This is a genomic window from Singulisphaera acidiphila DSM 18658, assembly GCF_000242455.2.
GTDB lineage: Bacteria > Planctomycetota > Planctomycetia > Isosphaerales > Isosphaeraceae > Singulisphaera > Singulisphaera acidiphila.
On record NC_019892.1, the window covers coordinates 2204437 to 2231219 of the forward strand.

The window sequence follows — 26783 nt, forward strand, 5'->3', positions numbered from 1 at the left end:
TTAGACGAACCGCATGCTTCCGATCACCGCCGTGCGCCGCTGCCGGCAGAAGGTCAGGGGAGTGGTCAGCCCTTCCCCCGTCGGCCCCGCGATCGAGAACGACAAGGTCCCTTCGCCGCCCAGGCCGAGTCCGGCGGGGCTCGGGCCGTTGATGACGAACACGGTGCAGTCCATCAGTTTGCCCATCTTCGACATCACCGAGGTGTCCCGCGAGTGGAGCACGGCGGTGTGGCCGTAACCGTGTTCGCTCTGCTTGGCCATGGCGATGGCCCGGTCGACGTTGGAGACCCGGACGAACGGGATGAACGGCATCATCTGCTCGTGCTCGACGAACGGATGGTCGGCGCCGGTCTCGCCGAACACGATTTGCGTCCCCTGGGGAACCTCGACTCCGGCATAGCGTGCCAGGACGGCGGCGTCCTGGCCGACCAGATCCTTGTTGACGTGCAAGGCGTTATCGTCGCCCAGCTTGAAGGCCGCTTTCGTCAACGTATCGATCTGTGAAGAGTTGAGGCGATGACCACCGTTCCGGGAAACGGTATCGAGCAGCTTGTCGAAGATGTCGGCGACCGCGAACACTTGCTTCTCACCGATGCAGAGCAGGTTGTTGTCGAAGGCCGCGCCGGCGACGATCGAGCGGGCGGCGTTGTCGAGGCAGGCCGTCGAGTCGACGACCACCGGCGGATTGCCCGGCCCCGCCACGACCGCGCGCCGCTTGCTCGCCAAGGCGGCGCGTGCGACAGCAGGGCCGCCGGTCACCACCAAGAGGCGGACGCCACGGTGGTCGAACAGGGCTGAGGCCGATTCCAAGGTCGGCGGATCGATGATCGTGAGCAGGTCGTCGAGGCCGATCGCCTGCTGGATCGCCTTGTTGAATCGGCGGACGCCCTCAGCGGCGATCTTCGCCCCTGACGGGTGAGCGTTGAAGACGACGGTGTTGCCGGAAGCGAGCATGTTGATCGCGTTACCGGCCAACGTCGGCAGGCTGTGGGTGACCGGCGTGATCGCCCCGATGACACCGAATGGAGCGTAATCGGTGAGCGTGAGCCCGTTGTCCCCCGACGCGTTGTCGGTCCGGAGGTACTCGACCCCCGGCACTTGCGGGATCGCGTCGCGAAGCTTGGCGATCTTGTGGTCGAGCCGGCCGATCTTCGTCTCTTCGAGTTCGGCCCGGCCGAGTTCCTCAGCCTGCTCGACGCAGATCCGCTTGATGCACTCGACGGCCTTTTTGCGGTCGTCGTACGGGCGGGTCCGGTATTCCTGGAAGGCCGCTTCGGCGGCGGTCACGGCGGCGTCGGCGGTGGGATAGATCCCCCACTGGCCCGTCGGCTTGGCCGTGGCCTTCCCGTTGGTGGCCGGGCTCGCGCCTCCCATCTGCGACAACACTTGCTGAACGACGTTCCGGATCAGGTCTTCAGTCATTTGCATGGTTGGCACTCATGTAGGAGGTGAACGGACTACCAACCCAAGAAAGGGGGGAGCCGATTCACAACCGACGCCTCAAGAGAGTTCCCGGCTCGAGAAGATCTCCCGGCCGCCGATATCCACCGTATTGATCAGGCCGATGACCACCGCATCGATCGGCAGCTTCTCCGTCTCGGGGGTGAGCCGGGCGCTCGACCCCTGGCACACCAGGACCATCTCGTCGAGCCCCGCGCCCAGCGTGTCAACCACCACGAAGGTGCGGCCCGTCGGCACCAGGCGGTCGCGGTTTTTCTCGTCCACCCGATAAGGTTCGACGATCAAGAGCTTGTGACCGGTCATCGACGCCACCTTCTGGGTGGCCACCACACTTCCGGTCACTCGTGCGACGAACATGGACGGCTCCGGAACGGCTTGGAATTCACGACGAGGACGCCAAGAGCTCGCGCGTCTGGCGGGCGACGACGATCTCTTCATTGGTCGGAACGGTCCAGATCTCAATCCGCGAGCCGGCCGCCGACACCTTGCGTTCAGGCACCCCTCCCGCGTTTGCGACCGGGTCGAACGAGACGCCCAACCAATCCAGGTCGCGGCAGACGCCCGAGCGAATCGTGACCGAGTTCTCGCCGATGCCGCCGGTGAAGACGATCGCATCGGCCCCCCCCAACTCCACGAGGTAGGCCCCGAGGTAGTGGCGGACCGCGGCGATGTAGACCCCCAGGGATAGGCTCGCCTTCGCGTCTCCGCCCTTGGCGGCTGCCTCGATGTCCCGCAAGTCTCGACCGGCGCCGCTCAACCCTTCGAGCCCCGACTGGTTCGCCAGGATGTCGAGGATCTCCTCGAGGCTCTTCCCGGTTTCGCGGAGCAGAACAGGAAGGGCGAAGAGGTCGAAGTCGCCGACTCGATTGTTCTGCGGCAGGCCCGACTGCGGGCTCATCCCCAGGCTGCAGGCTACCGACTTGCCGTCACGAATCGCACAGAGGGAGGAGCTCCCCCCCAGGTGGCACGAGATCAGCTTCAAGTCCGAGCGGCCGAGGAGCTGGGCCATGCGTCCGGCGATGTAGCGATGGCTCGCGCCATGGAACCCCCAGCGGCGGACCCCCAAGCTGGTCGTCCACTCCTCGGGGATGGCGTAGCGCTGGTTGGCTTCGGGGATCGTGCGATGGAACCCGGTCTCGAACGCGGCGACCAAGGGGAGATTGGGGAACCGCTCCGCGAGCATCCGCATCGCCTTGGTGTACGGCGGATTGTGCGCCGGGGCGACGTCCGCGAACGCCTCCATCGCCACGAGCACGTCCTCGTTCACCCGTTGCACGCCGGTCAGGTTGCGGGCGTGGACCGCCTTGAACCCGATGGCGGCCACGTCCCCCGCCTCTTCCAGGACGCCCAGCTCGGGGTCGATCAACTGGTCGAGGCAGGACTGGACCGCATCGCCGTGGTTGGCGATCGGCTCGACGCTCTCCGCATCACCCCGCGCTGACTGGAAGGTGACCTTGGAGTTGGCTGAGCCGATGCGCTCGATCGCACCACGCGCCAGCATTTGCTCATTCTCCCCCTCCAGGTCATAGAGGCGGTACTTGAAGCTGGTGCTGCCGAGGTTAGCGACGAGGATTTTCAACGACTGGACCCTCCAATGAAGGTCGCGACGATCGTGTCGCTGGGGCGGGGGATCACGTGCGCCGCCTTGAGCTCGCCGATCCGAGAGGCGGCTTCGGCCCCTGCTTCGACCGCGGCGCGGACGCTGCTGACGTCGCCCCGGACCACCACGCTTACGACGCCGCCGTCGAGCTTGATGATCGAGCTGGCCAGCTCGACGCTCGCCGCCTTGAGCATCGCGTCGATCGCGTTGATCAGGCCGACCAATCCCTGGGTCTCGATCAGGCCAATTGCATTGCCGTTCATGACGTTTCCAAACCTCGGGTAGGGCGTGTGCAACACATGGGGAGCCGTCTTTTGGATTGGCGTGTGGCCCACGCCCTCACTGGGGATCAACCGATGAAGGTGCGCACGACCGCTTCGTCGGGTCGGGGAATCACGTGGGCGCTGACGAGCTCGCCCACCCGGCTGGCCGCCTCGGCCCCTGCTTCGACGGCCGCGCGAACGCTGCCGACGTCGCCCCGAACCAGGGTCGTGATGAACGCCGCGCCGATGCCGACGCGCCCGACCAGGGTTACGTTGGCCGCCTTGAGCATGGCGTCGGTCGCCTCGATGACGCCGACCAGCCCCTTGGTCTCGATCAGGCCCAACGCATCACCATTGAAGCCCGTGCTGCCGTTGCTCCGCGGGCTGCTTTTTTGAACCGTCGCCATGGGATTAGGCTCCGTCATTTTTGGACTTGGCGGGCGCCTGGGCCGCGGCCTTGGTGAAGGTCAAGATGCCGCTCAGGTCTTCGTGGGGGCGGGGGATCACCTGCACGCTGACCACTTCGCCAATCCGGCTGGCGGCGGCGGCCCCGGCATCGACGGCGGCTTTCACGGCGGCGACGTCACCCGCCACGAAGGCGGTGACCAGGCCGCTGCCGATCTTGTCCCAGCCCACCAACTCCACGTTGGCCGCCTTCAACATCGCGTCGCAGGCTTCCACCAGGGCGACGAACCCTTTGCATTCAATCATGCCTAGCGCTTCAAGCGTCGCAACGGCCATTTCGGCCCTCCTTCAGTCGGGACAAATGGGGCAAATTTCGGTCGAATCGGCGATCAAGGACGGAATAAGGTGACGTTGGTCGCGTGCACCAGGTCGCAGCAGTTGGCCTCGTCGGTGTCGATATGCACCTCGAGCTTCCAGTCGGGATTGACCCGCACGAGCAGGCCCTCAAGCGTGGTGGGGCAGGGGCTGTCCACCCGCATGTTCAAACGGTCGAGATGCTTGACACCGTAATATGCGGCATCGTTGGTTCCCATGTGAACGTGGCGTTCCGCCCGGATCACCCCCTTGGGCATCACCAGGCTCCCCTTGGGGCCGACCAGGAGGCAGCCGGGGGTCCCTTCGACGTCCCCCGAGAGTCGGACCGGGATGTCGATGCCCAGGCTGATCGAGTCGGTGAACGAGAGCTCGACCTGGCTGAACTGCCGGCAAGGGCCGAGGATCCGCACGCCCGGAATCATCCGCTGGCGGGGGCCGACGACCGCGACCGTCTCGTTGGCGGCGAAGTCGGTCGCCTGGTAGAGCCGTTTCATCTCCGTGAGCTGATACCCGTCCCCGAACAGGACGTTCACGTCCTCCTGGGTGAGGTGACAGTGTCGCGCGGAGATATTCGCAACGACGTTCGGCTTGGCGAGCCCAGCCTGCCCATTGCCGGCGGTCCCGTTGCCGAGTTGCTGCGTCAGGATCGACCGGACGAGCTGCTCGACCAGATCTCTCGAGGCCTCGAGGCTACTCATGCGTCCTTCCTCAGTCCGTCCGAGCGGAGAGTGCCATTGGCATTGGCACGCCCCTCCGCGTTCTCTGCCGCCAAAGACGCGAGGTGAATCGTCACCCCCGCCCGCTCCATCATCGCGCGGTCCTCAGCTCCCAGGCCGGAGTCGACGACCAGGTGCTGGACCTCTTCCAATCCGCAAAGCCTCGCCAGCGCCAGCCTGCCGAACTTGGTGTGGTCGGCGACGATGATCACTTCCTGTCCGCAACTCATCATCTGTCGCTCGGTCTCGACCAGCAGCAGGTTTGAGTTGTAGATCCCTTCGGCCACGATTCCGCCGGCGCCCAGCACCGCCTTGCGGACCCTGATCCCCTGCATCGTGGCGATCGCCAGCGGCCCGAGCGCGACGCCCGTCCGGGGATACACGTAGCCGCCGATCAAGATCAGGTCGATGGACGGGCAGGAGGCCACGAGCTGCGCGATCGGCAGGCTATTGGTCACGATCTGAAGCGACCGGCCCAGCAAGGAGCGAGCCACCTCCAAGGTCGTGGTGCCTCCGTCGAGCAGTACCGTATCCCCCTCCTCGACGAGCGCGGCGGTCGCTCGGCCAATCACCTGCTTCTCGAGCGCGGCGGTCGTCACCCGGTCCTCGAGCGCGGGCAAGGCACGCAGCTCTCCCTGAAATACCGCACCCCCGTGAGTCCGCTTGATCGCCCCCGTCAGATCGAGGGTCTCCAAGTCACGGCGGACCGTGCTCTCCGACACCCCCAACGACTTGACCAGCTCGTCCAGGGTGGCAAACCCCTGGCGAGCGATTAGATCCAGTAAGTGGCGGCGGCGTGTTTCGGCGAGCATCAGGCCTCAGGCGATCGGCTTTGTTCACAAGCTTACAAGAGAGTTTCCGGCCTCTTTCATAACTTGTCAAGAACCTTCAAAGAGTTCTGACGGAATTTGAAAGAGCTTGAGGGGTTCGGGCCATGGTGATGATTGTAAGCTCGCTTCGCGGTAAACTTCTGCTTGGTGATTTCTCTGAGGGGACAAGCCATATGCCTGAGTTACCCGAAGTGGAAACGATGGTGCGGGGCCTACGGCCAGCGCTCGGGGGGATGACCCTGCGCGAGGTGGAAGTCCTCGACGAGTTCTTGCTCGTCGGCCATACGGCCCGCGAGTTCGAGCGATTGAGCCAAGGGGCGAAAGTCGACCGCGTCGATCGTCGCGGCAAGTGGGTCGTCATCGCGCTGGGTGACCGCCGTGGATTGATCGTCATCCAACCCCGGATGACTGGAGGCTTTTGGTTGGTTCCTCCCGACCGCCCGGAACACATCCGCCTGATACTCCGGACGGATGGACCACGGGAGAGCATCTGGTTCTGCGACAACCGCCGCCTGGGCAAGATCGCCTGGTATCCCAGCCCCGAGGAGGCCGAGGAGGCGTTCGCGCGATCGCACGGCCCCGACGCGCTCGAAATCAGCCGGCAAGAGCTGAGTGCGCGGCTCGAACGGACGTCGCGGGGGATCAAGCCGACGCTCATGGACCAGAAGGTGCTCGCTGGGATCGGCAACATTTACGCCGACGAGATCCTTTTCCGGTCGCGGATTCACCCTTCGCGTCCCGCCTCGAAGTTATCGAATGCGGAGATCGACCGACTGCACGCCGCGATCCCGGCCGTCCTGGCCGAGGCGATTGCGGCGGAGGGGTCGAGCTTCGACGCGGGGTATCGCACTGTGCTCGGTCTCGAGGGGGGCTTTTTGGCCGGCAACGCGATGTACGGCCGAGGGGGACAACCTTGCCCGAATTGTGGCGACCCGATCGAAAAGACGAAGATCGCGGGATTGAGCGGGCGGCCGACGCACTTTTGCGCCCGCTGCCAGCCCCTCAATCCACCTCGTCGTACCAACAAACGTTGAGTCGTGGGGGTATCGCCGCGATCCGACCGGTTTCTCGACGCCACAAATCCGTCGAGAAGTCGGCCCTAACCACGGTAACCTGTTGGGTTCAAAGCACCTCCGTCCTTGGATCTCGCTCTATTCGTCGTCGTCGATTTGCGGTATTCTGAGGCACCACCTTCAGGCTTCATTGACGGTGTCGACTTGGCAAGGAAGCCAGTTCACGCCCGGGCGGCGTCCCAAGGGGGGGAGACAACCCCGTGTCCTATCGCAGCTTTAAACATTTGCTGGGCGAGACGAGCCTGGAGCGGAAATGCCGCTTCATCTTCGGTGGCGGCATCCTCGTCCTCGTGACGGTGAGCTTCTACTCGTACGGCCAGAAGACCGAGAGCCTGGTCGTTAACCAGACGACGAATACTGCGCGAATGCTGGTCAAGCCGACCCTCATGAACCTTCACTACAAGGCGACGGGGAACTCGGAATTTGCCCAGGTGATCAACATGCTCTGGGATGACCTGTCGCCGCTCGACGACTTGCCCAAGTATGAGTCGAAGATCTATAAGCCGTTCACGACGGACAAGAAAGATATTCCGGAGAGCGAATTCGCACAGAATGCGCTGACGCTCTTCAAGCGTGCTTCGTCCTCGGAGGAGGCGTTCCGCAAGGCCGGCAACCCGCGAAAGCCTTATACCTTCGGCGACGGCTCGCCCATGTCCTACTGGCGGATCGCGCCTGGCAAGAAGATCTACGAGTACAATCAGGCGGTCTTGTACACGCCCGGCTGTCTCATCGGCTGCCATGGAAGCCGGGAGAACGCCGTCGACAATGATCATATGTGGCGAGAGGGTTTTGACGGAAAGCTCGTCCCTCGCAAGGCGGGTGAGCTGGCGGGGATGGTCTCGATCCAGCTCAGGATGGAACCCACCAACAGGGCGATCCATAACAATCGTGCCATTCTGATTACGGCCGCACTCGTGACGGCGATCCTGGCGATGGTGGCCTCCTACGTCATCGTGCGCTACGTGATCGTCAAGCCGGTCAAGCACCTGCGCGACGTCTCCGACGCGATCGCGGCAGGGAAGCTCAATATTCGTAGCCAGATTCAGACGGGTGATGAGTTCGAAGAACTCTCGCATGCGTTCAACCGCATGCTTCACAACCTCGTTTCGATGCAACAGGAGCTGCGTGACGTCAACGGCGACCTCGACCGCAAAGTGGACGAGCTGGCGCAGGCTAACATGGCCCTCTTCGAGATGAACCGGCTCAAGAGCGACTTCCTGGCGACGATGAGCCACGAGCTTCGCACTCCGTTGAACTCGATCATCGGGTTTTCCGAAGTCCTCGCCGGGAGCGAGCAGATCAATGAGCGACAGCGACGCTACGCCTCGAACATCCAGTCGTCGGGCAAGATGCTTCTCGGGATGATCAACGACATTCTCGACCTGGCCAAGATCGAGAGCGGCAAGATGGAGGTCCGGACCGAGGACTTCTCGATCCGTGACGTCTGCGAGGCCTTGACCAGCCTGGCCCGTCCGATCGCCGAGCGGAAGAACATCGACCTTGAGTGCCGGCTCGACGAGGCGATCCCGCTGCTCCGGCAGGACTCGGGCAAGCTTCGGCAGATTCTCTACAACCTGCTCTCCAACGCGATCAAGTTCACGCCCGAGGGGGGCCGGGTCTCGTTGCGGGCGCGGACTGAGGGGCGGCACGTCGTCATCGACGTGGCCGACACGGGGATCGGGATTGCCGAGGAAGATCGCGAACGGATCTTCGAGAAGTTCCGCCAGGCGGGAGGGCCGGGGCAGGAGGACAGTGTCCTAACGCGCGAGCACCAGGGAACGGGGCTCGGACTTTCGATCGTGCGCGAGTTGACCAAGCTGCTCGGAGGGGACATTTTCCTCGAGAGCCGGCCAGGGCAGGGGAGCACGTTCACGGTTCGGCTTCCGATGCAGTTGCCGGGCAATCGCAAGTTCGAGGTCAATCTCAGCGACGAGCGGATCGACCTCTCCAAGGCTCGACGCGTCGAAGCGCGGCCCCAGCTTCCGCATGGCCCCGCGTCCTCCTCTGACGCGGGTCTGCCGCACGGCAGTCCGCACGTCCCGTTCGGCGAAACGATTCGCGGGTCGGGAAGAAATTATTGACGAGGCAAGGGCAGAATCCTAAACTTTGAAGACCCGCCTGTTGACCGTCTCGGTTGTATCGATCCGAGGGACTCTGCTTGTCCCTCGACTCCCTTTTTTTTTGAACTTACACCCTGTCTGACACCACACGGATGATCCCGGCATGGATCCTAAGACCCCGCGCATTGCGCCCCCACGCCATTCTTTCTCCTGGTCTTCTCCCTGGCTCCTTCTTGCGGCCGCCTTGCTTTTCACACCGATCTTGATTTACTGGTCCGTCACCTTCCAGTCCGGGCAAGACATCGGGTATGGAGACTTTCTCGGAAGGCTCGAGAAGGGGGAGATTCGTTCGGCCAAGGTGGGCCCGACCTGGATCACCGGCGAACTGAAAAATAGCCGTTCCCAGGCCCCCTCCGCCCATTTCTACACGTCTCGAGTCGGCCTCGAGGACGATCAGCAACTCTTTCAACTGCTCCGCGAGAAACTCGGCACCGAGTATCAAGCGGAGGCTGGTCCCTCCTTGGTTCAGACCGTCTTTCTGCCTACGTTCACCCTGACCTTTCTGATCGTCGCGCTCTGGGTCATGATGAAACGGTCGGGTGGAATGGGATCGGCGATGGCGTTCGCCAAGAGCCGGCCCAAGGTCTACGAGAAAGATGAGCGTCGGGTCACTTTCGATGACGTTGCCGGGAACGAAGAAGCGGTGACCGAACTCCGTGAGGTCGTCGAGTTCCTCCGGACGCCGGAAAAGTACGAGGCGCTCGGGGGGAGAATTCCCAAGGGGGTCCTCCTGGCAGGCCCGCCCGGCACCGGGAAAACGCTTCTGGCCAAAGCGGTGGCGGGCGAGGCAGGGGTCCCCTTTTTCTCGCTCTCCGGTTCCGACTTCGTCGAGATGTTCGTGGGCGTCGGCGCAGCCCGCGTCCGGAGCCTCTTTCAGCAGGCTGAGGCCAAGGCTCCCTGCCTGATCTTCATCGACGAACTCGACGCCCTGGGAAAGGCACGCGGGACCGGTGGGGGCAACCACGACGAGCGTGACCAGACCTTGAATCAACTCCTGGTTCAGATGGACGGATTCAACTCCAATCGGGGCATCATTCTCATCGCCGCGACCAACCGCCCCGAGATGCTCGACCCCGCCCTGGTGCGCCCGGGTCGGTTCGATCGCCAGGTGGTGGTCGACCGTCCCGACATCATCGGCCGAGAAGATATCCTCAAGGTCCACGTCAAGACCGTGGCCCTTGACGAAGAGATCAACCTCCGGCAAATCGCTGCGATGACCTCGGGCTTCGTCGGCGCCGACCTGGCCAACCTCGTGAATGAGGCGGCCCTGCTCGCGGCGCGGAAGGGGAAGACCAAGGTTGGGTCGGACGAGTTCCAGGAAGGGGTCGAACGCGTCATCGCCGGCCCCGAGAAACGCCAGCGCGTGCTCGTCCACGAAGAAAAGGTCCGGATCGCCTACCACGAGGCGGGCCACGCCCTCGTCTCTCGAAGCCTGCCCCAGACCGACCCGGTTCACAAGATCACGATCCTGGGCCGTGGCACCGCGGCGCTCGGGTACACAATGTATCGTCCCGAGGACGATCGCTTTCTCCATACCCGAACCTGGCTGGAAAGTACGATCTGCTCCTTGTTGGGAGGCACGGTCGCCGAAGAAATCGTCTACGGCGAAGTGTCCGACGGCGCGACCAGCGACCTCCAACGCGCCACGCAGATCGCCCGGCGAATGGTCACCGACTTCGGCATGAGTCCCAAAATCGGGCGGGTCAGCTACCAGACCGACGGGCGAAGCCCCTTCCTCAACGGGGGCGGAGCCAACGACTACGCGTGCAGCCCGCGGACCGCACGCGAAATCGACCTCGAGGTTCGTCGGATTCTTGACGAGGCCCAGCAAGCTGCGGCACTGATTCTCTCCGAACGCCGAAATGCTCTCGAGGAGATCACCCGGACCCTCATGGATCACGAGTCGATCGATGCCAGCGAACTTCAAGGCATTCTCGACGCCCACCCCTACGAGATTCGACCGATCTCCGCATTGGTCTAATCACGATTCAAAATCCGAGTATTCTTGAATCCAATTTCCCCCCTGGGACCGAGGGTGCCCCGCCTGTTCTTGTATTTGGATTGTCCATGGTTCCACCGTGACGTTTTGCCGTTTCGCGATTCCGGTTACAAGCCGCCACGGTCACCCGGATCAGCGTGGCTCAAAGACCGAGCTGGTCATTCGGTATACGAGCCCACTTCGGTCGGTGACATTAAAGGTGTTGGCTCGTGGAGGAGGCGCTCAGCTGCGAGGGCGAACCGACCTTCCGTACTTCGTCCGGCGAGCCGATCGAACCGTAATCTTGTGTAACTCACCAGGATGAGTGTTGTGATAACGTAGGGGGCAAAGCCGATCACGAGTTTCACGACGGACATCGCCGTCGCATATTGACGCATACTGACTGAGAGGGTGGAGACGCCGTCGGACATGATTGTGATTGCGAGAATAAGCAGTAACCAGGCGATGGCGTTGAGAATTGCGGCGATGATCGTGAAGGCGACCAGGGCGCCGAGCCAGATCCCGATCGTGATCGCCATGGCCCGGGTGGAGGTTGTGGAGGCGAGGGACGCGCGAATGCCGACCGCGGCCATGAACGCGCCGATGACCAGAGTGCCGACAATCAGATTGGCATAATCTCCGGCCGACATCGTTCCCAAGGCGAAGTTGAGACTCCAGGCCAGAACCGCCGCGACGAACAGCCAACGGAGTGCAAAGAGGGAGCCCCAAAGCTTCGCCTGGATGATCTCATTGGCATGCAGAGGACTCGTCAAGATCGCATCCCAGGTCCCGCGCTCGCGCTCCGACGCGATTGTCACCGCCGCGCGAAGACCGATCGCCCACTGGATCAACCAGGAGACGGTCATCCCGGAACGACCCACGCCGATGCCGAGCATGGATTGGGACCAACTGTACCATTCCTGGGCCATGGGGCGTTGCCACTGGGCCCAGAGCATCACTCCGGCCATTGTGAGGCTGCCGGCTCCCAGGAGTAACGTCAGGCTGGCACCGATCCACCACCCCAATCCGCCGAGAGTCCCCGCGCGTTCGATATAAAGCTCTTTCCAGAACATCGGCCGACCGTGGAGCGGTGGAATCCGGCCTCTCCGTTTGCCGATCCGGCCAACCTGGGCTCCATCGAGTTGACCGAGGCAGACGGGAACGAGTCGCCAGGACGCCACGGCGATACCGACCAGCCCGAGAGCCGTCCAGAGCCCGGCAGAGAGCAATGGCGGCGCGAAGCTTTCCTCCCAGATGAGGCTATCCAGGGTGCTGTACGGGTTCAAAAGGGTGAGCCACTCGAAGCGGCCGAGTGAAAGGTTGAGAGCGCCGGCCAATGGACCAAGCAGGAACACGAGATCAATCAAGTAGACCGTCAGAAGGGCATCCCGTCCCCGACGCGATACGGCCGAGATCGCCATCGACAACCCGCCTCCACCAAAACCGACAGCCGCGGGCAGGAGCAGTAAGACGCCCATGGCCTTTGCGGTGGAACCGGTCAGTGCGGCGAGCAGAACGATTGACGGCACACCCACGAGCAAGATCATGAGAACTTGCGTCATCTTGCCCGCGAATCGCCCGAGAACGACTTCGCGAGAGGTCAGCCTGGTGGTGAGCAACAAGCCGAGCGCCCCTCGCTCTTTCTCGCCAGCGAGCGTTCCCGCCAACACCGCCGGCGCAATCACCAGCGCGATCGTCAATAAGACCCCCTCAACGATCGTCAGTCCGATTCGAAACTCATAGAAGGGACGATGGCTGGGGTTGGCATAAACGCAGATCCAACCGTACCAGAGGACGATCATCGTGACCGACAAAATGGCCAGCGCGGCCAGCGTCCGCACGAGGATCAGCCAACCGCGTGCCAGGGCCCTCTGGCACTCGGCTTCGACAAGCGGACCGAATAGTGCCGACAGGAGTGTCACCACGAGTTTTCGGGCTCCCGCGACTTGGCCGAATCCGAGCAGGCCGCTCGAGCACTTGGACGGCTCAGTAACCAGAGCGAGACCATCGGATAAATCGACCCGACGATGATCATCATCACCGCGCACGACGTGTACCAGATCAACAGCAACTTCGTCATCGTTTCGTCGAAACCCGCCGGCAGCTTCTGGCCTGGGGGGAGTTGCTGGGCCATCGACTGCATCTGAAACTTGGCCATCCCCACGGCCACCTTGGGAACGATCGCGAGGGCGGCGTAGCCGTAGACCAAAACGAGCCGAATGATCTTTAGCAAAGCAACGCTCAGGCCCAGCTTGATTCCCCACGGCCTTCGCGTCACCAACCCGATTCCCGCGGCCAAAAGCAGAATGTTCAGAACCACTCCACTCACGAATTCGGCCCAGACATAGTATCGAACGGCCGTCTCCTGCATGCCGAGCACCCCCAGATCCATCTGAGGTATTTTCGGAGGCTGAGGCTCGGCCTCAAAGCGTTTCCGTTTCTCGGCGACCGCGGCCTTGGCCTCGTCGGTCGTCGCGGCCTTCTCCTCATCCTCAAAACCTTCGAGGATGGCTTTCCGCGTCGTATCTTGCTTCGTCTGGATGTCCTGTTGGGCCTTCACCAGCATCTTCGACATTACGGGCATCAACGCGTACGAGCCGATGAGGCAGAGTCCCCAGATCATCAGGGCCGAGGCGAAGACAATATTCAGGATGCCGAGAACCTTGGGAATCCGTGGGTTCGGAAGCACGAACGGAGCAGAGGACACGGGTTCCATGATACACGTTGCTCCACGTAGGGAAGGATTGCCTTGAAACGCGTGGCTCTGCCAAGTCAATCGTCGGGCCCGGAGGATTATTTCGTCAGAACCGGTGAGCGTAAGAGCTCACGATTTCCGGAGACGTGTTTATTTTACACTCGTCGGAGGATTGGCGATACGTGAAACTTGTGTGGTCGGAAACGGATTGCTTGACGCGGTGATCCTCCGGCCCCCACGATATCGGCCCTGAGGTTTTCGCATGGCCCGGGGTTCCATGAATTCAGCAGAGATCACATCGCGTCGCCGCTTACGACAGTTCTCCCTCACGCTCCTCGGTGCCCGAGACCTCGTCGAGACAGCAAGCGGCCTTGACGCTCGGGCGGGTCAGGATGACCAAGGAGATCGCCGGGTAAATCAGGCAGAGGATCATGCCGAATACGGCGCAGAAATAGGCCATGGTGGCCATCCACAAGGCAAAATCTTCTGCCGTATAAATGACGGCAGGGGGGCCGGTACTCGCTTTGATCTGGGCGGCGTTGGCTTTCATGATGATCACTTTGCCCAGTTCGGTATGGGCCACCCCGTCGATCGCTCGACGAGCTTGAGGGACGACCACGATTGTGAAAAAGAAGGTCAGCGCAAGGATTCGTACGATCTTCAAGAGGGCCACCCAGATCGCCATCTTCCGCGCCCAGATCCGAAGCTGGGTCAGCCCGATCCCCGAGGCGAGCATCAGCAGGTTGAGCACGGGGGCGGTGGCGAAATCGGCCCAGAAATACCAGTTGAGCAGGAGGAGGACATGATTGATCGATTTGAGATCAAGGTGTTTGTCGATGTCTTTCTGGGGATTCGCGGTGAGCTCCAGCCGTTCGGCACGCAGCGCCGCCTTTTTCGATTCGTCGGTGGTCGACTCCTCGCGAGCCTGAAGCTCAAAAATCTGCCGCTGCCGGAACTGATCGTAAAAACTTTGGGCATCGCCGCGTTCAAGCTTGAACGGCTGGTTTTGCGTGAACGATGGGCCGATCAAATTCAGACACTCAAGCCCGATCAGGAAGAGCATGAAACCGAAGGCGACGTTCAAAGAACCAATCACCTTGGGAAGTCCGGGTTTGGGGGCAACCGTCACGACTGTGGGAAGCGAATCCATGGATGGTCCTAAGCAGGCTCTTGGATCACGATGCGAGACGAACTCGGGTTAATTTACTCATCGTCTTCATGAGACTTGGCGCGTCGTCGGTCGGCCCGGACGCGCCAAGCGAGAGGATTCAAAGGGACGGTTCCTCAACCAACACCCCAATCATTTTAACTGCCAGAGGACCGGGACGACGTTGCTGACAATGTGAGGATCGGCGGAGTTGGCCGCCTCTGCTCCCAGGCTCAGTGCGACGGAGACAGGCGCGTCGGCCGCGAGCCCAGCGGCCGACATCTGAGCCCGGTCGATCAACACCGTCAACCGCCTCGATCGATCGGGCTCGGTCGTCGCCAGGCGATGAGACATGTGGCCGCCGCCTGGGAGGAAAACATTGACCCACCATGCCGATCCCGTCACGGGCAGCGGGTCCGACCAGCGGACCTCGAGCGGGACCTCGTAGAACCAGCGACCCAGGGGGGTGATCCGTCGGACGGGCCCGGCCAGTCCCCCGATCCGCGCGAGTTCTCCCGTAGCAAACGTCGGGGTCTCGACCTGGTTCTCGACCGCCGCGACGAACCAGAGCGAGGCGAGCCTCTTGTCGGCCAAGGCGCGCCAGCTTGATTCGGCGAGCGTCCCCTGGAGCGTTACCGTGGCTCGATCCGGGTCGAACCGCGCCTGGAGTTTCGCCAGCTTTGGGTCGCCTGCGAGTGTCTTCATCGCGAGGGCCGCCCCGGTTTGCTCATCAAGGTCGAATACGGGGCGGACGCCGACGTATGGATCAGGGCCGGTCGAGTCGGAGTCCGTGACCTCAACTTTGGCGGTGGACTCGGCCGGTTCCGTGCGGAAGTGGCCGCCCAGCCGAGCAAAGTTCCCAGGCGTTTCGGTCGCCCATTCGGCGACATTCCCGAACGTATGGAACAATTGCCAAGGGTTCGCCTGAAAGCGTGGTTCTCCGGAACCGGGTCGGGTCGGTGCCGTGGTGTCGCCCGGTAGGCTCGGTTCCGCTCCGAGGAAGTTTGCACCTTCCCCATTCTCCGGCTTGTCCCCCCACCAGAATGGGGTTGATCGCCCGGCCCTGGCTGCGCGGTCCCACTCGGGGACCGTCGGCAGGCGGTAGACCACTCCAGAGGGGTCGACTTTTCCCAACCGGGCGAGCAGGGCTTCGGCCTTCCGAGGTGTAAGACCAAGGGCCGGCTGCGCGGGGGCTTCCAGCAGGAATTCATCGGACCGGCCCGCGCGAGGGTTGTAGTCAGGCAGGAGGCGACCGGCCTGGGCGTTGCTCAACTCGGTGGTTGCGACGAAGAGGCCAGGCTGGGTGTCGGAGCCGGGGATGCGGACGAACTGCAAGTCAACGGGGCCGGGACGCGGCAAGAGCCTGGCCGTGCCGGGCGGACCGGCCAGGGGTGTTCCCCAACCGAACGGTCCTGCGGCCACGTCCGAACCTTCCGGGCGAGGGTGGGGAAAGTCGCTGATTCTCGCTTCGAGCGTGTTGCTCACCTCCGCATTGGTCGCCGGATCCAGAATGCACACGCGGACGACGACGGCAGCGGGCTGTATGTTTCTGATGGCCGAGGCCGGCACGTAGACCTGAATTTGGCGGGGGGATTGGCCCGGCTTGACCGGCAAGGGTTGTGTTTCCACCTGACCGAGCGGCAAAGTGATCCGGACCGCGAATTGTCCCGAGAGGCTGCGAGTCCACGCGGTCCTCGCCGTCAGCTCGAACGAATCACGGCCGCCACTCGGAAAATGGACGGCGGTTTGTTCCCAGCCCAAGAGCTGGACAGGCTCAGCCGCCTGGACAATGCCAGGGCCGCACACGAAAGCATGACACAGTCCAAGTGCGAGGAGCAGGCGCCGCTGGCTCATGAGAGCCTCCGAAAAATCGGCTAGTGGGGGAGGTCTGAAATCGGAATGAAGCTGCTTGAGTCCGTCACGATTCGGCTCGAGCGGCCCACCGATCCAGGACAATCATCCGGGAATTGTCCGCCAGGTCGGTCTCAGCGTACCATAAAAGTGCAGGAACGGCCCGACATTGAATCCACAAGACTGGAACTGCCGCTGATGCCTCCGCTTTATCGCATGCCGGTCTTCTACGCCTTCGCCCTGCTCATCACAGGTGCGTATACGATCGGTACATGGTCGGCTGCGGACGGCCGCACCCAGCGATCGGACTTCTCGCGCACGACCGAAGCCTCGAAGAACGCGCCCCTCACTCCCCTTCGCCCTCGGAACGACGCGCCGCTGGTTTTGGCCCAGGCGGACGGAATCTTGCGAACAGCGGAGGGACTGAGGCGCAAGGTCCTGGTCAAGGATCTGGATGTCGTTTGCCAGAGCGAACCCGACGGGGGCAAGGTGGCCGGCGCACCACTCGATTATTTTGCCATCCGCTACATATATGGCGAATCCCCCTCGGATCGACCGACCGCCTTCCAACTCGGTTCGAAGGAAGCGGCTTCGCCTTGCTGGGTGCCCTCGGCATCGGTCCTGGAGTGGGATACGCGTCTGATGGCCCGGCCGACGCCGGGGCAGGGGCGTCCCCCTCTTGTGATCTACCGTGAGGAGGCCTGCCTGCTTGACGTCTTGGCCCATCGCCCTTGCTCTCGTCATCCCGGGCATTGTCCGACGGAAGGAGAAGAACGTACCGACGGCTCAAAGACCCCCGCGCTCGGGATGCCGATCCTCGCGACGCGGGCGATCCCTTTGCCCGACGGTTCGACCAGGACGATCTTTCAGGTCGCCAGCCTGGTCCGCGACCTGGCCCCGCCTCCTCCTCCCCCCGCCGCGCCGCCGAAGAACTTGCTCCCTGCCTTGCGCAGGGTCGACATCGCTTTCGTGATCGATACCACGGCCTCGATGCAAGCGACGATCGACGCCTCACGAACGCTGGCCCGGCAACTCGTCGCCGATGCCGCCGATCGACACCGCGACGTGACGATCCGCCTCGCCCTGGTCGACTACCGTGACGACTCGCCGGTCTTCGGACACGTTGCACGGATCGTCACGCGATTCACGAGTCCTGCCAACTTCCTGGCCGCGCTCGAGACGCTGAGCGCGGCTCGTCGCGGCGATGGATCGATTGACGAGGCCGTGTTCGACGGATTGGCCCAAGCCCTCCCCGCCGGCCCTGAGGATCGCCCGGGCACCCCTCATCTCGACTGGCCGACGGGCCGGGCCGGTGAACTCGCAACGAAGATGATTGTGCTGCTCGGCGACGCGCCCGACCATGCCCAAGACCTGTCGCGTGCCCAGTCGCTGGCCAAGCGGGCCAAGGAGGCGGGGATCACCATCGCCACGGTCGCACTCGATCGGCCGGGCACACTCTCACGCAACGAGTTGGCTCGTTACCGCGCTCAGTGGCAGGCCCTGGCCGAGGGATCGTTCTTGCCACTCGAAAAGGGGAATGGCTTCACCCAGACGGTCGCGCCGCTTGCCCTGCAATTGGCCGACGCCCAACAACTCGTGGCCATGCTCCAGGCGATCATCGACGACCGGATCAAGCATGCTCGTGACCTCGCCGCCTTGGCTGCGGCCGAGGCCGAGGGGCGGCTGGCCGACTACGTCAACAGCCAGGGCCTGTCGCTGGACCAGGTTGCTCCGGTGCTTGTCGACCTCCACAGCGGCGAGTCCTCGGGGCATGCTCGCCCCGATCCTCGATTCCAGGGCCGAAAAGCCCCCTCGGTCCGGATCGGCTGGATTGCCGAACAGCAAGACCGGCAAGCGCTCGTATCCGTCGAGACCTTGATGTCACGCCAGGAGGTCGGCACGCTCATCGAGGAGTTGACGCAACTGCAACTTGCCGCCCAGGGGACCGCTCGCGACCTGGCCGACCTGGCCGAGATCGGCACGGCCGCCGCCGCTGGCGAAGCGAGCTTCCTGGCGTCCGACCGGGGTTCGCAGACGTTCGCCGAGCACCTTCGCCGTCGCCAGGGGCTTCCCCCAGCGCGGGCAGACAGTCTCCTCCACCGTACCCAGGCCGACCTCCTCCAGGCCGACGAGACCTCCAGGGCCGCGCTCAACGATCGCCTCGCGACTACCTTGGCCGAATTAATCAAGCGACGCAACTCGTCCGACTGGGACGACCCTCGACGGACCATTGACGGCATGGCGCTCGTTCCCTATTCGCTCATCGATTTTTGAAAGGGAACGCCACCAAGGCATGAGTCCCGACGCCCCACGCCTCCTTCTGGCTTGATGGCAAATCGCCCGCCTGAATTGTTCGGGTCGCCAACCCGCTGTCAGGGCGTTTTCGACCTATGCTTCAATCAGTTGGAACCTTTTTTTCTTCGCTTGCAGTGGATTGGATCTTCGTCCTGTGAGGAGTGCCTATCCTGCAAAAAAAAGGGAGCGAATTGGCGATGTGGAAATGGTTTGCGCGTTCGGACGAGCGAAGCCCAACGGAATCGACTTCTCCTCCGAAGGCGCAGCGACCAGCCGATTCTCCGCTTGAGCACACCCGCACGGCAACAGCGGCGACGATTTCACCAGGGGCTCAGCCCGGACGCCAGTACAGCCGCGCCAGTCTGCGAGAACGTCGAGAATCGCCCCGCTACACGGCCGTTAAGGAAGACCTTTGGCTCGGATGGTGGGCGGAAGAAGAGTTCATCATCGTCGACGCGGAGCTCGTGAATATCAGCGAGCGGGGCGTGCAAATCTCGAGCGCGACGGCCCCCGTCCAGGGACAGGTTGTCTGGATGCGGCTGGGCGGGACGTCGACGCAGAGCAGTCTCTCCGCCTTGGTTCTCGAATCCCGCTGGGTCGCGCTGCGACGTCGCTATGTGATCCGGCTCGAGTTCCGGGAACTGTGCCGTTCCGACTTCTATAACACGGCCGTCTTCGGTGACTGATCCGCCCAACGACCCCTCCTCATCGTCACCCCTGGCGCAATCGCGATGATTGGCCGGCACCGTGACGTCCCGGCTGGATCCAGCCAGCCGGGCTGTCTCAATCTTCGCCAGTTGGCCCGCCACCTCCTTAATCGAGTCACAAGACTCCTTCTCACGCACGCTCCAGCAATTGCCCAGGCCCGGTTCCTGACAACGAGATACCGCCGGAACGGGGAGGCACGACCTCCCTATTGGGCAGGAATCTTTGCCTGATTCCCCTGAAGTCGCTAAAGGATCAGGTCTTCCTTGTCGAAAATGTTTAACAGCAGAACGGTCAATGGGTCACCAAGGGCGACATCATATGACCCCATTGAACGGATGAAATTGCAATATACGACTCTTCGATGTCGCGGAGAATGACCGATGGTACTGCGACTGATCTTGGTGAGTCTTGTCGCCGGGCTGAGCTTCGATATGCCGACTCGGCGCGATCTGGATACGATGGCCCGCTCCGCGCAACACTGGGTGCAGACCCGCCTTGCTGAATGGGATCCTCAAGCACCGTCCGACTACGAGACCTATGTTCTCGTCGCCGACCCCGCCCCGACCCCGCTGCCCACGGCAGCCCCCGTCGCCGTCCCTGACGATGAATTTGCCAGCGTGCTCAACGATAACGTCGCCTTGTTCGCTCAAGACGAGCTTGCGGGTACGACCCGTGAAATGGACCAATTTGTGAAGAGCAGCGACCAACTCACGGCCGTCGAGCCGTCGAAATCGTTCGCGATCGAGCTACCCACCGAACCCGCCACGGTCGTCAGCGAGGAGTGGATCGCCACCGATATCACGGAAATCGCCTTCGAGGGTTGGGCCGAAGAGGCCACCCCGAGCAACCCAGTCGATGTGGCCGTCGCAGCCCCGGTTCCCCAACTCGACCTTGCGTTTGAGGGGGTGATCGAGGAAACCGTCATCAACTTCGCGCTTGACGCCACCACACTGGCCAAGTCGGAGCGAAGCTCAGACAACGATTCACTTGAGGCCGAAGAGAACCTCTCTACAAGCGAGACTGACACGCTCAATCAGATCACCTCCAACGGGATTGAAGAATCGATTCCGTCCGCCATCGAGACGGGCCGGACTGAGAATCGATTGACGAATGCTGTCCGCCTGACCCGCGAAGCGGTCGTCGCCTGGGCCAGCCTGCTCCACGGCCCCGCGGTCGTTACGATCGCCCCTTGACAAGATCCTTCGCTCCAGAAACGAGACGACGCCCCGGAGCCTTAACGGTTCCGGGGCGTCTTTTTTTTGTTTCGAAAACCAGTTGGATGAGGAAACGTTCTGCTCGCAGTTCGGATCGTGTGAGGATCGCGATCGGTGAGCATCACATTAGAGCGCGTTATGAACTCCACTCAAATAGCGGAACAGCCTTTCGGAGCATCAACAAGCTGAATGCGACGTAGTGCAATCCGGCGAGCGTCTCGGAGAGACGCTCGTAATCCTTCGCCAACCGGCGGAATCGCGCCGCCCAACCGAACGAACGTTCCACGACCCAGCGGCGCGGAAGCAGCACGAACCCGCGCTTCGCATCGTCCAGCTTCACAACTTCGAGGATGATCCCCTGGTGGGCCGCCGCATCGAATGCCTCCTCGCCGGTGTAACCTTGGTCGACATAGGCCAGCTCGACCGACTCGCCCGTCGCCTCTTGGACGGCTTTGGCCAGCGTGTCGACCTGGGCCCGCTCTTGCTCGTTGGCTGGAGTCACGTGCAGCGCCAGCAGATGTCCGAGCGTATCCACGGCCATGTGGACCTTGGCCCCCTTGCGACGCTTGTACCCGTCGTAGCCCGCACGGCCACCACTCTCGGGGGTCGACTGGATGGTTCGTCCGTCGAAGATGACGGCCGTCGGCTCGGGTTCTCTTGTCAGCGAAGCGGAGCACGGCTCGAAGGTCGTGGACAATGGCCTCGAAACAGCCGGCGGCAAGCCAGCGGCGGGTCTGCTGATAGACCATCTCCCAAGGAGGGAAGTCGGCGGGCAGGTAACGCCATGGTGCTCCGCTTCGGACGAGCCAACGCAAGGCGTCGAAGACGTCGCGGAGGTTGTGGATTCGCTGGCCGGCATCTTCAGGGAGCAGGCAAATATAAGGGAGAACGAACTCCCATTCGGCATCGGTGACGTCGCTGGGGTAGGGTTGGTGCGTGATCATACCCTAAACTACGTTCGCCACTGGACTACAGTTCATAGCACGCTCTAGCCGTGAGGAGCGGCGGCGTCGACGCTCCGAAGGGGTGGCGAGGGATTACGCGACATCAGGAAACCGGATCTCTCGCTGAAGCCCACAGGCTGGAGGAAAGGTCCGGTTGAAAAGCCGCTTGAATTCGCTCCATGTCTCTGACGCTTTCATGAGCAATTTAACAATGAGAACATGCTTATCGAGGTGAGGATTGCCAATGTCGTTAGTCAAGAATCGGTGATGCTGAAGTCGCCTTGTAGGCGTAGCCCTTTCCACCGTCCCCGCCTCCCAATGGGGGCAAAAACCGGATCGACTGCATCCCCTCTTGCCAACCTTCAGCCAGGAAAGGACTAATGGCGTTTCCTGAGAGGAATCGGCCAAGCCTGTCCCCCCTCAGCCGCGGCTGATTCCAAGGGCGCGAAGCATCCCCTTCTGGGAGAGCACGCGCCTTCCGTCCTCGAGGACATAGCACGGGATTTCGATTTCTCCGATCTTGAGCGATCGCCCCGAACCACCATGGTCGCACGAAGAACCGCCTCGGTTTCAGAAGTGGCCGATTCCAGTTCGGCTTTCTCCCACCTTGCCTGGACAGCACGGCGCGCAATCTCGCTTCGCTCCTCCGGGCGCAAACTCGCAGCCCTGGCCTTGCCGCCATTCGACGTGCCAAGACGCCCGAGAACCTTTGCCGCTTTGATCGCCTCGTTGTTCGGCTTGCTCATGATTTATTTGTTTAATAAAAAATTGTTGATGTTGCGCGACTTCGGGGAAATACACACACGAAAACGTTGGCGGGCAAGTAGCGATCTGGACAAATTTCCAGAGAATCTCGTCGCACATCAGTTACCTCGGCCTGAACTCTGTAACGCCAAAAGAATCAAGCGAACAAGAAAGGTCTTAGGCGATCATTTGAGGTGAGCATGTGGCTTTAAGAAACTTTAAGCGAGAGTCGGCTGAAAAATGCGAGACATTTGGCCGAAAGCGAGCTACTCTGTAGTGCAGGTTCGCATGGCGTTTGGGACCCACGCTAGCGTTCCGGGCCACTCTCAGTGAAAACCGGTCTTCGCTCTCGTTAACACTCCAAGGAGTTGTATCACAATGGCAACCAGGTTTGCGTGGCTGAGATCCCGCAAGACGATCTCACTAAGCATTGCGATCGCGGCGATTGCTTTGGGCCTTTTCACGCCCAAGGACGCGAACGCCGGTGCAACCATATTGACTCACGCCTCGTACCAGGACATCACGAGCGAGGCCAACGATTTTTTTGTCTATGGCGATTTATTTGATTATCCGCTTGGCAAACTTGAACTCCGGGATCTGGGCGGCAATCTCATCCAGCCTACGTCCGTGTTCTCAGACTACGTAATCCTGCAATTCTGGAATGCAAGCTTCCCTCCACTGGAACCTGGGTACTACTTTTTGCATGTTGAAGACATCTACGGAGATGGCGAGACTATAATATTTTTAACTGTATATTCATAGGCTCATGCTGGCTTAGGGTCAGACGTGGATCTATCCCTCGGTGATCAACTTCGGATTCTCAAGACCAACGAGCCTTCGTGACGAAGGCTCGTTGGTCTTTCTTCGAGGGGGAGGTAGGTGAATCGGCGGCGTGGCCCCAGGGCTAGCTTGAGGCGCATAGAAACGCCTCGGGTAGGCCGGGGCGTTAGCGTGCATGGGTCAAGGCTTGGGGACTTCAGGTTCTGGCCACGAATTGCCGGAACCCTCTGATATGATCAGTCCGATCTGCTTTTTCGTGAGATTGGAATACTTGGAGTACAGACGGCGACTATTCTCTTTTAGGATCTCATTGAGAACTAGGGACCACTTCTTCTGGACCGCAGGGATCCCGACACGGCTCGTTCTGTTAATCGCATCAGGAACTCGGCGGTCTGCCTCTCGCACCGCCAACTTAGCGTTTCGTTCCACCTCGGCATAGAGTTTTCGCCGCTCCAAGAGCGTTAGCCCGAATTTCACATCTTTGGCGGACTCCGCCTCTGTTGGAGGTAATCGTACTCCATCGCGGGATAGCCAGCCGTCTCGGCCTTTCATCTTCCCTGACACGACTTCGAAGTGAACTGCCTCGCCGTTTTGCTCAATCACCCGCCCGGCCGCTCCAGGCTCCACTCGGAATTTCTGGCGACCAGTCTTAAAATCAGTCATCGCGGTCCCACCCCGCAAGGCGTCATAGACCCCTCGGTCGGCCGCGATCGGCCTCCCTATGATTTCTAATTCAGTCCCTGCGGCTAAACCTGGGGGTTTAAATTTACTGCGTACTCCGGCGGCAATCACCATCACTATCAAAATAGCAATGGGCGTAGCTGTGAGTCCTGCGATGATCACCCACGCTTTGTCACGGTCGCCCATCTTCTTGGGGAGATTTGGGTTGGGAACCCAAGCCCCCTGTGGTTTGCCGCATGAAGGACAAAAGCTCGCTTCGGAACTAATCTGGTGCTGGCAGGCGTGGCAATTCATCGGCTTGCCCTGATGGTCGATATCTCGCTTCACTCTAGCCGTTTGCGCTAGCCGCTAAGCTCAAATCGTCCATCAAAGCACAGTAGGACGGCAATAAAAAGCGATTCGTTCGTTCAGACCTGCTTTCGGGACTCGACCAACTGAAAGATGAACGTCGATCCATCGGGTGCGGCGAGCAACCTTTGCCCAGCGCTTTCCCTCCAGGGACGAGGTCCATTGGCTGGGAAGTAAGCGATCCTCAGCTGCTTGCCCTATAGAATTCCCTGGGCGTCAAAGGTCTCCAGCGGCTTCGGTTCGATTCGCAGGATCATTGGGGGCTGGGATGCGAGAGGCGCTCTCCTTCATCCTCACCTGGCCTGTGCCGGGAAGAGGATGGTGGAGGGGCTCATGAGCACCCCCCTTCCCCAAGGGAGTGGGAAACGACCAGCAGTTTCAGCCTTCGCTGTATTTCCGTCGCCATGACCGCCCCCTTTCAGCCGACTGAGCCCGTAGCCAACAGCACGTTCGCATCGCTAACATTCACGTCGAAGCTCGTCGCCCAACGCGGCTGGGGCCACGGGGCACGCTGGCACGCCTGGCTGGGAAGGGCTCGGGCTCCGTATAGTCGCGGTCCGGGATCGAGAGCCGCTCCTCCACCTGATTGGGTCGGTCGGCGTCGACCACGCGGATCTGCCCAGCGATCCCGGCGGGCCGAGCGTGGTCGAGCGAATGCTTTATTTGAACGGGCAACTGACCGACTTCATCCATTGAGGTGCCTTGTGGTAGCGAGCATTCTGTTGGCGAGCTTGTTGGTCCAGGCGTCCGGTCCCGATGCGTCTGCCAAATTGCCTGACTTTAAGAAGGTGCTTGCAGACGTCGAACGTTTTAACGAGGCGAAGCGATTTGTCGAACTGGCCCAACTGTATGCGGACAGCAACGAACAGCTGCGCTCGCCGTTGGTCGCGATCAACGAGGCGGTTGCATGGGCTGATGCCGACCGATCCGCTCAAGCCATTCAGGCACTGGAACACTCGATCGAGTACGGGATCCGCAATCCCAACGTGGTCACCAAGTACAAAAGCCTTGGTCGTTTGAAATCCGACCCTGCATGGCCTCGCGTCGAATCGCAGCTTGCTCAGTTGCGACGCCAACTGAGCAGCGTTGACGGCTTTGAAGTGCATACGGACGATGCAGAGGCCTTTTGGAAAGCCTTCGACCTCGCTCGCGCGGAGCCGGCTCGGGCCGAGGAGTTCTTCTCGAAGATGATTCTGGACGGGTCGCCCGCTCTGCGGGATTATTATGCGAATCGCTACTTCGGGGTTGATGATCTGGTCAAGGCGGCCATTCGAACGTATCCCAAGTATTATCAGTATCTACGCAACCATTTTCAGCCCGAGCAATTGGGGGCGATCCGAAAAAAGTGATTGCTAACATGAAGAAGCTAAAAAACGTTTATCCGGAAGCCATTTTTCCTCACGGCTACCTGGTGATCGGGACCCTCAACTCGGCCGGCTCGGCGACTGACCTGGGCGTCTTCATTGGGCTCGACCGGCACGGACGAGGGGAAGGAATGCCCACGGACGAAATGAGCGAGAGCCTTAAGAAGTCTATTGGAGACCCCCGCTTCATCTCAGGGACGATGACCCACGAGCTCATGCATTTCCAGCAGAATTACCGCGATCCGCGGGAAGGGGGCGTTCTGCGTGCCGTGATTGAAGAAGGTGTCTGTGACTTTCTCACCGACCTGGTGACAGGAAAGCCATCGGAGGGGATTCGCCAACGCTATTTGAAGGAGCACGAGGCCGAGATTCTTGAAGACTTTCGCAAGGAGATGAACGGCACCGACCTCTCGAAGTGGATGTGCAACGGAAGCGTCGGAGGACGTCCCGCCGACCTCGGCTATACGCTGGGTTCAGAGATTTGCAGGTCGTATTATGAGCTCGCCGCTGACAAGAAAAAAGCCCTCTACGACCTGCTGAATACAGGGGATTTCGTCAGCCTCGTTCGGAACAGCAAGTACAAGACGACGATCGAATCCAAATAAGCGGATTTAGTCGAAGTCTCAGTTTCCTCGACTCTGCGAAATCAGAGACCAACTCGAAATAGGGTCCGGCAACCATTGGAACAGAAAGTCGGCCCCCTACTAAAAGTGCTCCACGCCGAGGGGCACGTGATATCTCTTGATCGGCCTGACACGAATGAACGAATCCCGCCATCGCCGAATGGCACTCGTCTGGCGAGCGGCAGCACACCGGCCTGGCGGGTTGACGCCATGCACGATCAAGACGGGTTTAGCAGCCAGTCCTGGGTCCAGTGGCGAGTCAAGGATGGGCACAAGGGGCCGATGGTCTGGGAAGTCAAGCACCTGCGGTTTTCCCCCGTGGGCGCCGACGGGTTACCGGGCGAGCCGCTGCACCTGGTTGCCGCCCGTGACGTCTTGAACCCGGCGGAGTTGAAGTTCTTCGTCGGCGACGCCCCCGAGGAGACGTCGGTGCAGGTGCTGTTGCTGGTTGGGTTTTCGCGATGGCGCGTCGAGCGCTGCTTCGAAGACCAGAAGTCCGAGATTGGACTGGATCAGTACGAGGGCCGACGCTACTAGGGGCTCAAACGCCACCTGATCCTGAGTTGCC

General features: G+C 61.6%; 24 protein-coding genes and 1 pseudogene. 10 read left to right on the forward strand and 15 right to left on the reverse strand.

Features of this window, described 5'->3' with window-relative positions; all coding sequences use genetic code 11:
• The 8 genes from SINAC_RS08665 to SINAC_RS08700 all read right to left on the reverse strand — a co-directional run bounded on the left by SINAC_RS08665 (window position 1) and on the right by SINAC_RS08700 (window position 5632).
• Entirely contained in the window at window positions 1-1428 is a 1428-nt protein-coding gene (locus tag SINAC_RS08665) for an aldehyde dehydrogenase (protein ID WP_015245309.1), read from the reverse strand.
• Between the two features lie 72 nt (window positions 1429-1500).
• A complete protein-coding gene (locus SINAC_RS08670; protein ID WP_015245310.1) occupies window positions 1501-1818 on the reverse strand; it encodes a EutN/CcmL family microcompartment protein in 318 nt (105 codons plus the stop codon).
• A 25-nt stretch (window positions 1819-1843) separates the two neighbouring features.
• A complete protein-coding gene (locus tag SINAC_RS08675) occupies window positions 1844-3040 on the reverse strand; it encodes an acetate/propionate family kinase (RefSeq protein WP_015245311.1) in 1197 nt (398 codons plus the stop codon).
• Window positions 3037-3324, reverse strand: a complete 288-nt coding sequence (locus tag SINAC_RS08680) for a BMC domain-containing protein (RefSeq protein WP_015245312.1) — start codon at window positions 3322-3324, stop codon at window positions 3037-3039. The genes SINAC_RS08675 and SINAC_RS08680 overlap by 4 nt, the downstream gene beginning before the upstream one ends.
• Window positions 3325-3410: 86 nt before the next feature.
• A complete protein-coding gene (locus SINAC_RS08685; RefSeq protein WP_015245313.1) occupies window positions 3411-3731 on the reverse strand; it encodes a BMC domain-containing protein in 321 nt (106 codons plus the stop codon).
• Between the two features lie 4 nt (window positions 3732-3735).
• Complete coding sequence (locus tag SINAC_RS08690) at window positions 3736-4065, reverse strand: BMC domain-containing protein (protein WP_015245314.1); 330 nt, start codon at window positions 4063-4065, stop codon at window positions 3736-3738.
• Window positions 4066-4118: 53 nt separating this feature from the next.
• Entirely contained in the window at window positions 4119-4802 is a 684-nt protein-coding gene (locus tag SINAC_RS08695) for a PduL/EutD family phosphate acyltransferase (RefSeq protein ID WP_015245315.1), read from the reverse strand.
• Window positions 4799-5632 (reverse strand): DeoR/GlpR family DNA-binding transcription regulator, encoded by an 834-nt coding sequence (locus SINAC_RS08700; RefSeq protein ID WP_015245316.1) that lies wholly within the window; start codon window positions 5630-5632, stop codon window positions 4799-4801. Before SINAC_RS08700 ends, SINAC_RS08695 begins: the two co-directional genes overlap by 4 nt.
• A 191-nt stretch (window positions 5633-5823) precedes the next feature.
• Between SINAC_RS08700 and mutM the strand changes: the two genes are divergently transcribed.
• The 3 genes from mutM (at window position 5824) to ftsH (ending at window position 10824) form a co-directional block, all read left to right on the forward strand.
• Window positions 5824-6684 carry a bifunctional DNA-formamidopyrimidine glycosylase/DNA-(apurinic or apyrimidinic site) lyase gene (mutM, locus tag SINAC_RS08705; protein ID WP_044147053.1) on the forward strand — a complete coding sequence of 287 codons (861 nt, stop codon included), beginning with the start codon at window positions 5824-5826 and terminating at the stop codon, window positions 6682-6684.
• A gap of 239 nt (window positions 6685-6923) precedes the next feature.
• On the forward strand, window positions 6924-8804 hold the full coding sequence (locus SINAC_RS08710) for an ATP-binding protein (RefSeq protein ID WP_015245318.1): 1881 nt from the start codon (window positions 6924-6926) through the stop codon (window positions 8802-8804).
• Window positions 8805-8946: 142 nt separating this feature from the next.
• Entirely contained in the window at window positions 8947-10824 is a 1878-nt protein-coding gene (gene ftsH / locus SINAC_RS08715) for an ATP-dependent zinc metalloprotease FtsH (RefSeq protein WP_015245319.1), read from the forward strand.
• Between the two features lie 176 nt (window positions 10825-11000).
• Here the strand turns inward: ftsH and SINAC_RS08720 are convergent, their stop codons facing one another.
• The 4 genes from SINAC_RS08720 to SINAC_RS08735 all read right to left on the reverse strand — a co-directional run bounded on the left by SINAC_RS08720 (window position 11001) and on the right by SINAC_RS08735 (window position 16517).
• Window positions 11001-12746, reverse strand: coding sequence for an ABC transporter permease (locus tag SINAC_RS08720; protein ID WP_015245320.1), 1746 nt, complete (start codon window positions 12744-12746; stop codon window positions 11001-11003).
• A complete protein-coding gene (locus SINAC_RS08725) occupies window positions 12740-13537 on the reverse strand; it encodes a hypothetical protein (protein WP_015245321.1) in 798 nt (265 codons plus the stop codon). The genes SINAC_RS08720 and SINAC_RS08725 overlap by 7 nt, the downstream gene beginning before the upstream one ends.
• A gap of 289 nt (window positions 13538-13826) precedes the next feature.
• Entirely contained in the window at window positions 13827-14666 is an 840-nt protein-coding gene (locus tag SINAC_RS08730) for a hypothetical protein (protein WP_015245322.1), read from the reverse strand.
• Window positions 14667-14816: 150 nt separating this feature from the next.
• A complete protein-coding gene (locus SINAC_RS08735) occupies window positions 14817-16517 on the reverse strand; it encodes an SUMF1/EgtB/PvdO family nonheme iron enzyme (protein ID WP_015245323.1) in 1701 nt (566 codons plus the stop codon).
• Between the two features lie 195 nt (window positions 16518-16712).
• Here SINAC_RS08735 and SINAC_RS08740 point away from each other — a divergent pair, with 195 nt between their 5' ends.
• The 3 genes from SINAC_RS08740 (at window position 16713) to SINAC_RS08750 (ending at window position 20710) form a co-directional block, all read left to right on the forward strand.
• Window positions 16713-18788 carry a vWA domain-containing protein gene (locus tag SINAC_RS08740; RefSeq protein WP_020465659.1) on the forward strand — a complete coding sequence of 692 codons (2076 nt, stop codon included), beginning with the start codon at window positions 16713-16715 and terminating at the stop codon, window positions 18786-18788.
• Between the two features lie 218 nt (window positions 18789-19006).
• Window positions 19007-19495, forward strand: coding sequence for a PilZ domain-containing protein (locus tag SINAC_RS08745; protein WP_015245325.1), 489 nt, complete (start codon window positions 19007-19009; stop codon window positions 19493-19495).
• Between the two features lie 402 nt (window positions 19496-19897).
• On the forward strand, window positions 19898-20710 hold the full coding sequence (locus SINAC_RS08750; RefSeq protein ID WP_015245326.1) for a hypothetical protein: 813 nt from the start codon (window positions 19898-19900) through the stop codon (window positions 20708-20710).
• 157 nt (window positions 20711-20867) lie between these two features.
• On the opposite strand, the pseudogene SINAC_RS08755 reads toward SINAC_RS08750, so the two are convergent.
• Window positions 20868-21675, reverse strand: a pseudogene (locus SINAC_RS08755) (IS5 family transposase).
• Window positions 21676-22797: 1122 nt separating this feature from the next.
• Here SINAC_RS08755 and SINAC_RS08760 point away from each other — a divergent pair.
• Window positions 22798-23181, forward strand: a complete 384-nt coding sequence (locus tag SINAC_RS08760) for a hypothetical protein (protein ID WP_015245328.1) — start codon at window positions 22798-22800, stop codon at window positions 23179-23181.
• Window positions 23182-23379: 198 nt separating this feature from the next.
• On the opposite strand, the gene SINAC_RS08765 is transcribed toward SINAC_RS08760, so the two are convergent.
• A complete protein-coding gene (locus SINAC_RS08765) occupies window positions 23380-24207 on the reverse strand; it encodes a zinc ribbon domain-containing protein (protein WP_154673613.1) in 828 nt (275 codons plus the stop codon).
• 486 nt (window positions 24208-24693) lie between these two features.
• Window positions 24694-24903, reverse strand: coding sequence for a hypothetical protein (locus SINAC_RS08770; RefSeq protein WP_237722434.1), 210 nt, complete (start codon window positions 24901-24903; stop codon window positions 24694-24696).
• Window positions 24904-24962: 59 nt separating this feature from the next.
• On the opposite strand from SINAC_RS08770, the gene SINAC_RS08775 reads away from it, so the two are divergent.
• From SINAC_RS08775 to SINAC_RS08785, 3 genes are all read left to right on the forward strand, one after another.
• Window positions 24963-25577: a hypothetical protein gene (locus SINAC_RS08775; RefSeq protein WP_154673612.1), complete on the forward strand. Its 615-nt coding sequence runs from the start codon at window positions 24963-24965 to the stop codon at window positions 25575-25577.
• 8 nt (window positions 25578-25585) lie between these two features.
• Window positions 25586-26197 carry a hypothetical protein gene (locus SINAC_RS08780; RefSeq protein ID WP_020465656.1) on the forward strand — a complete coding sequence of 204 codons (612 nt, stop codon included), beginning with the start codon at window positions 25586-25588 and terminating at the stop codon, window positions 26195-26197.
• A gap of 228 nt (window positions 26198-26425) precedes the next feature.
• Window positions 26426-26752 (forward strand): hypothetical protein, encoded by a 327-nt coding sequence (locus tag SINAC_RS08785; protein WP_020465655.1) that lies wholly within the window; start codon window positions 26426-26428, stop codon window positions 26750-26752.
• The last annotated feature ends 31 nt before the right edge of the window (window positions 26753-26783 follow it).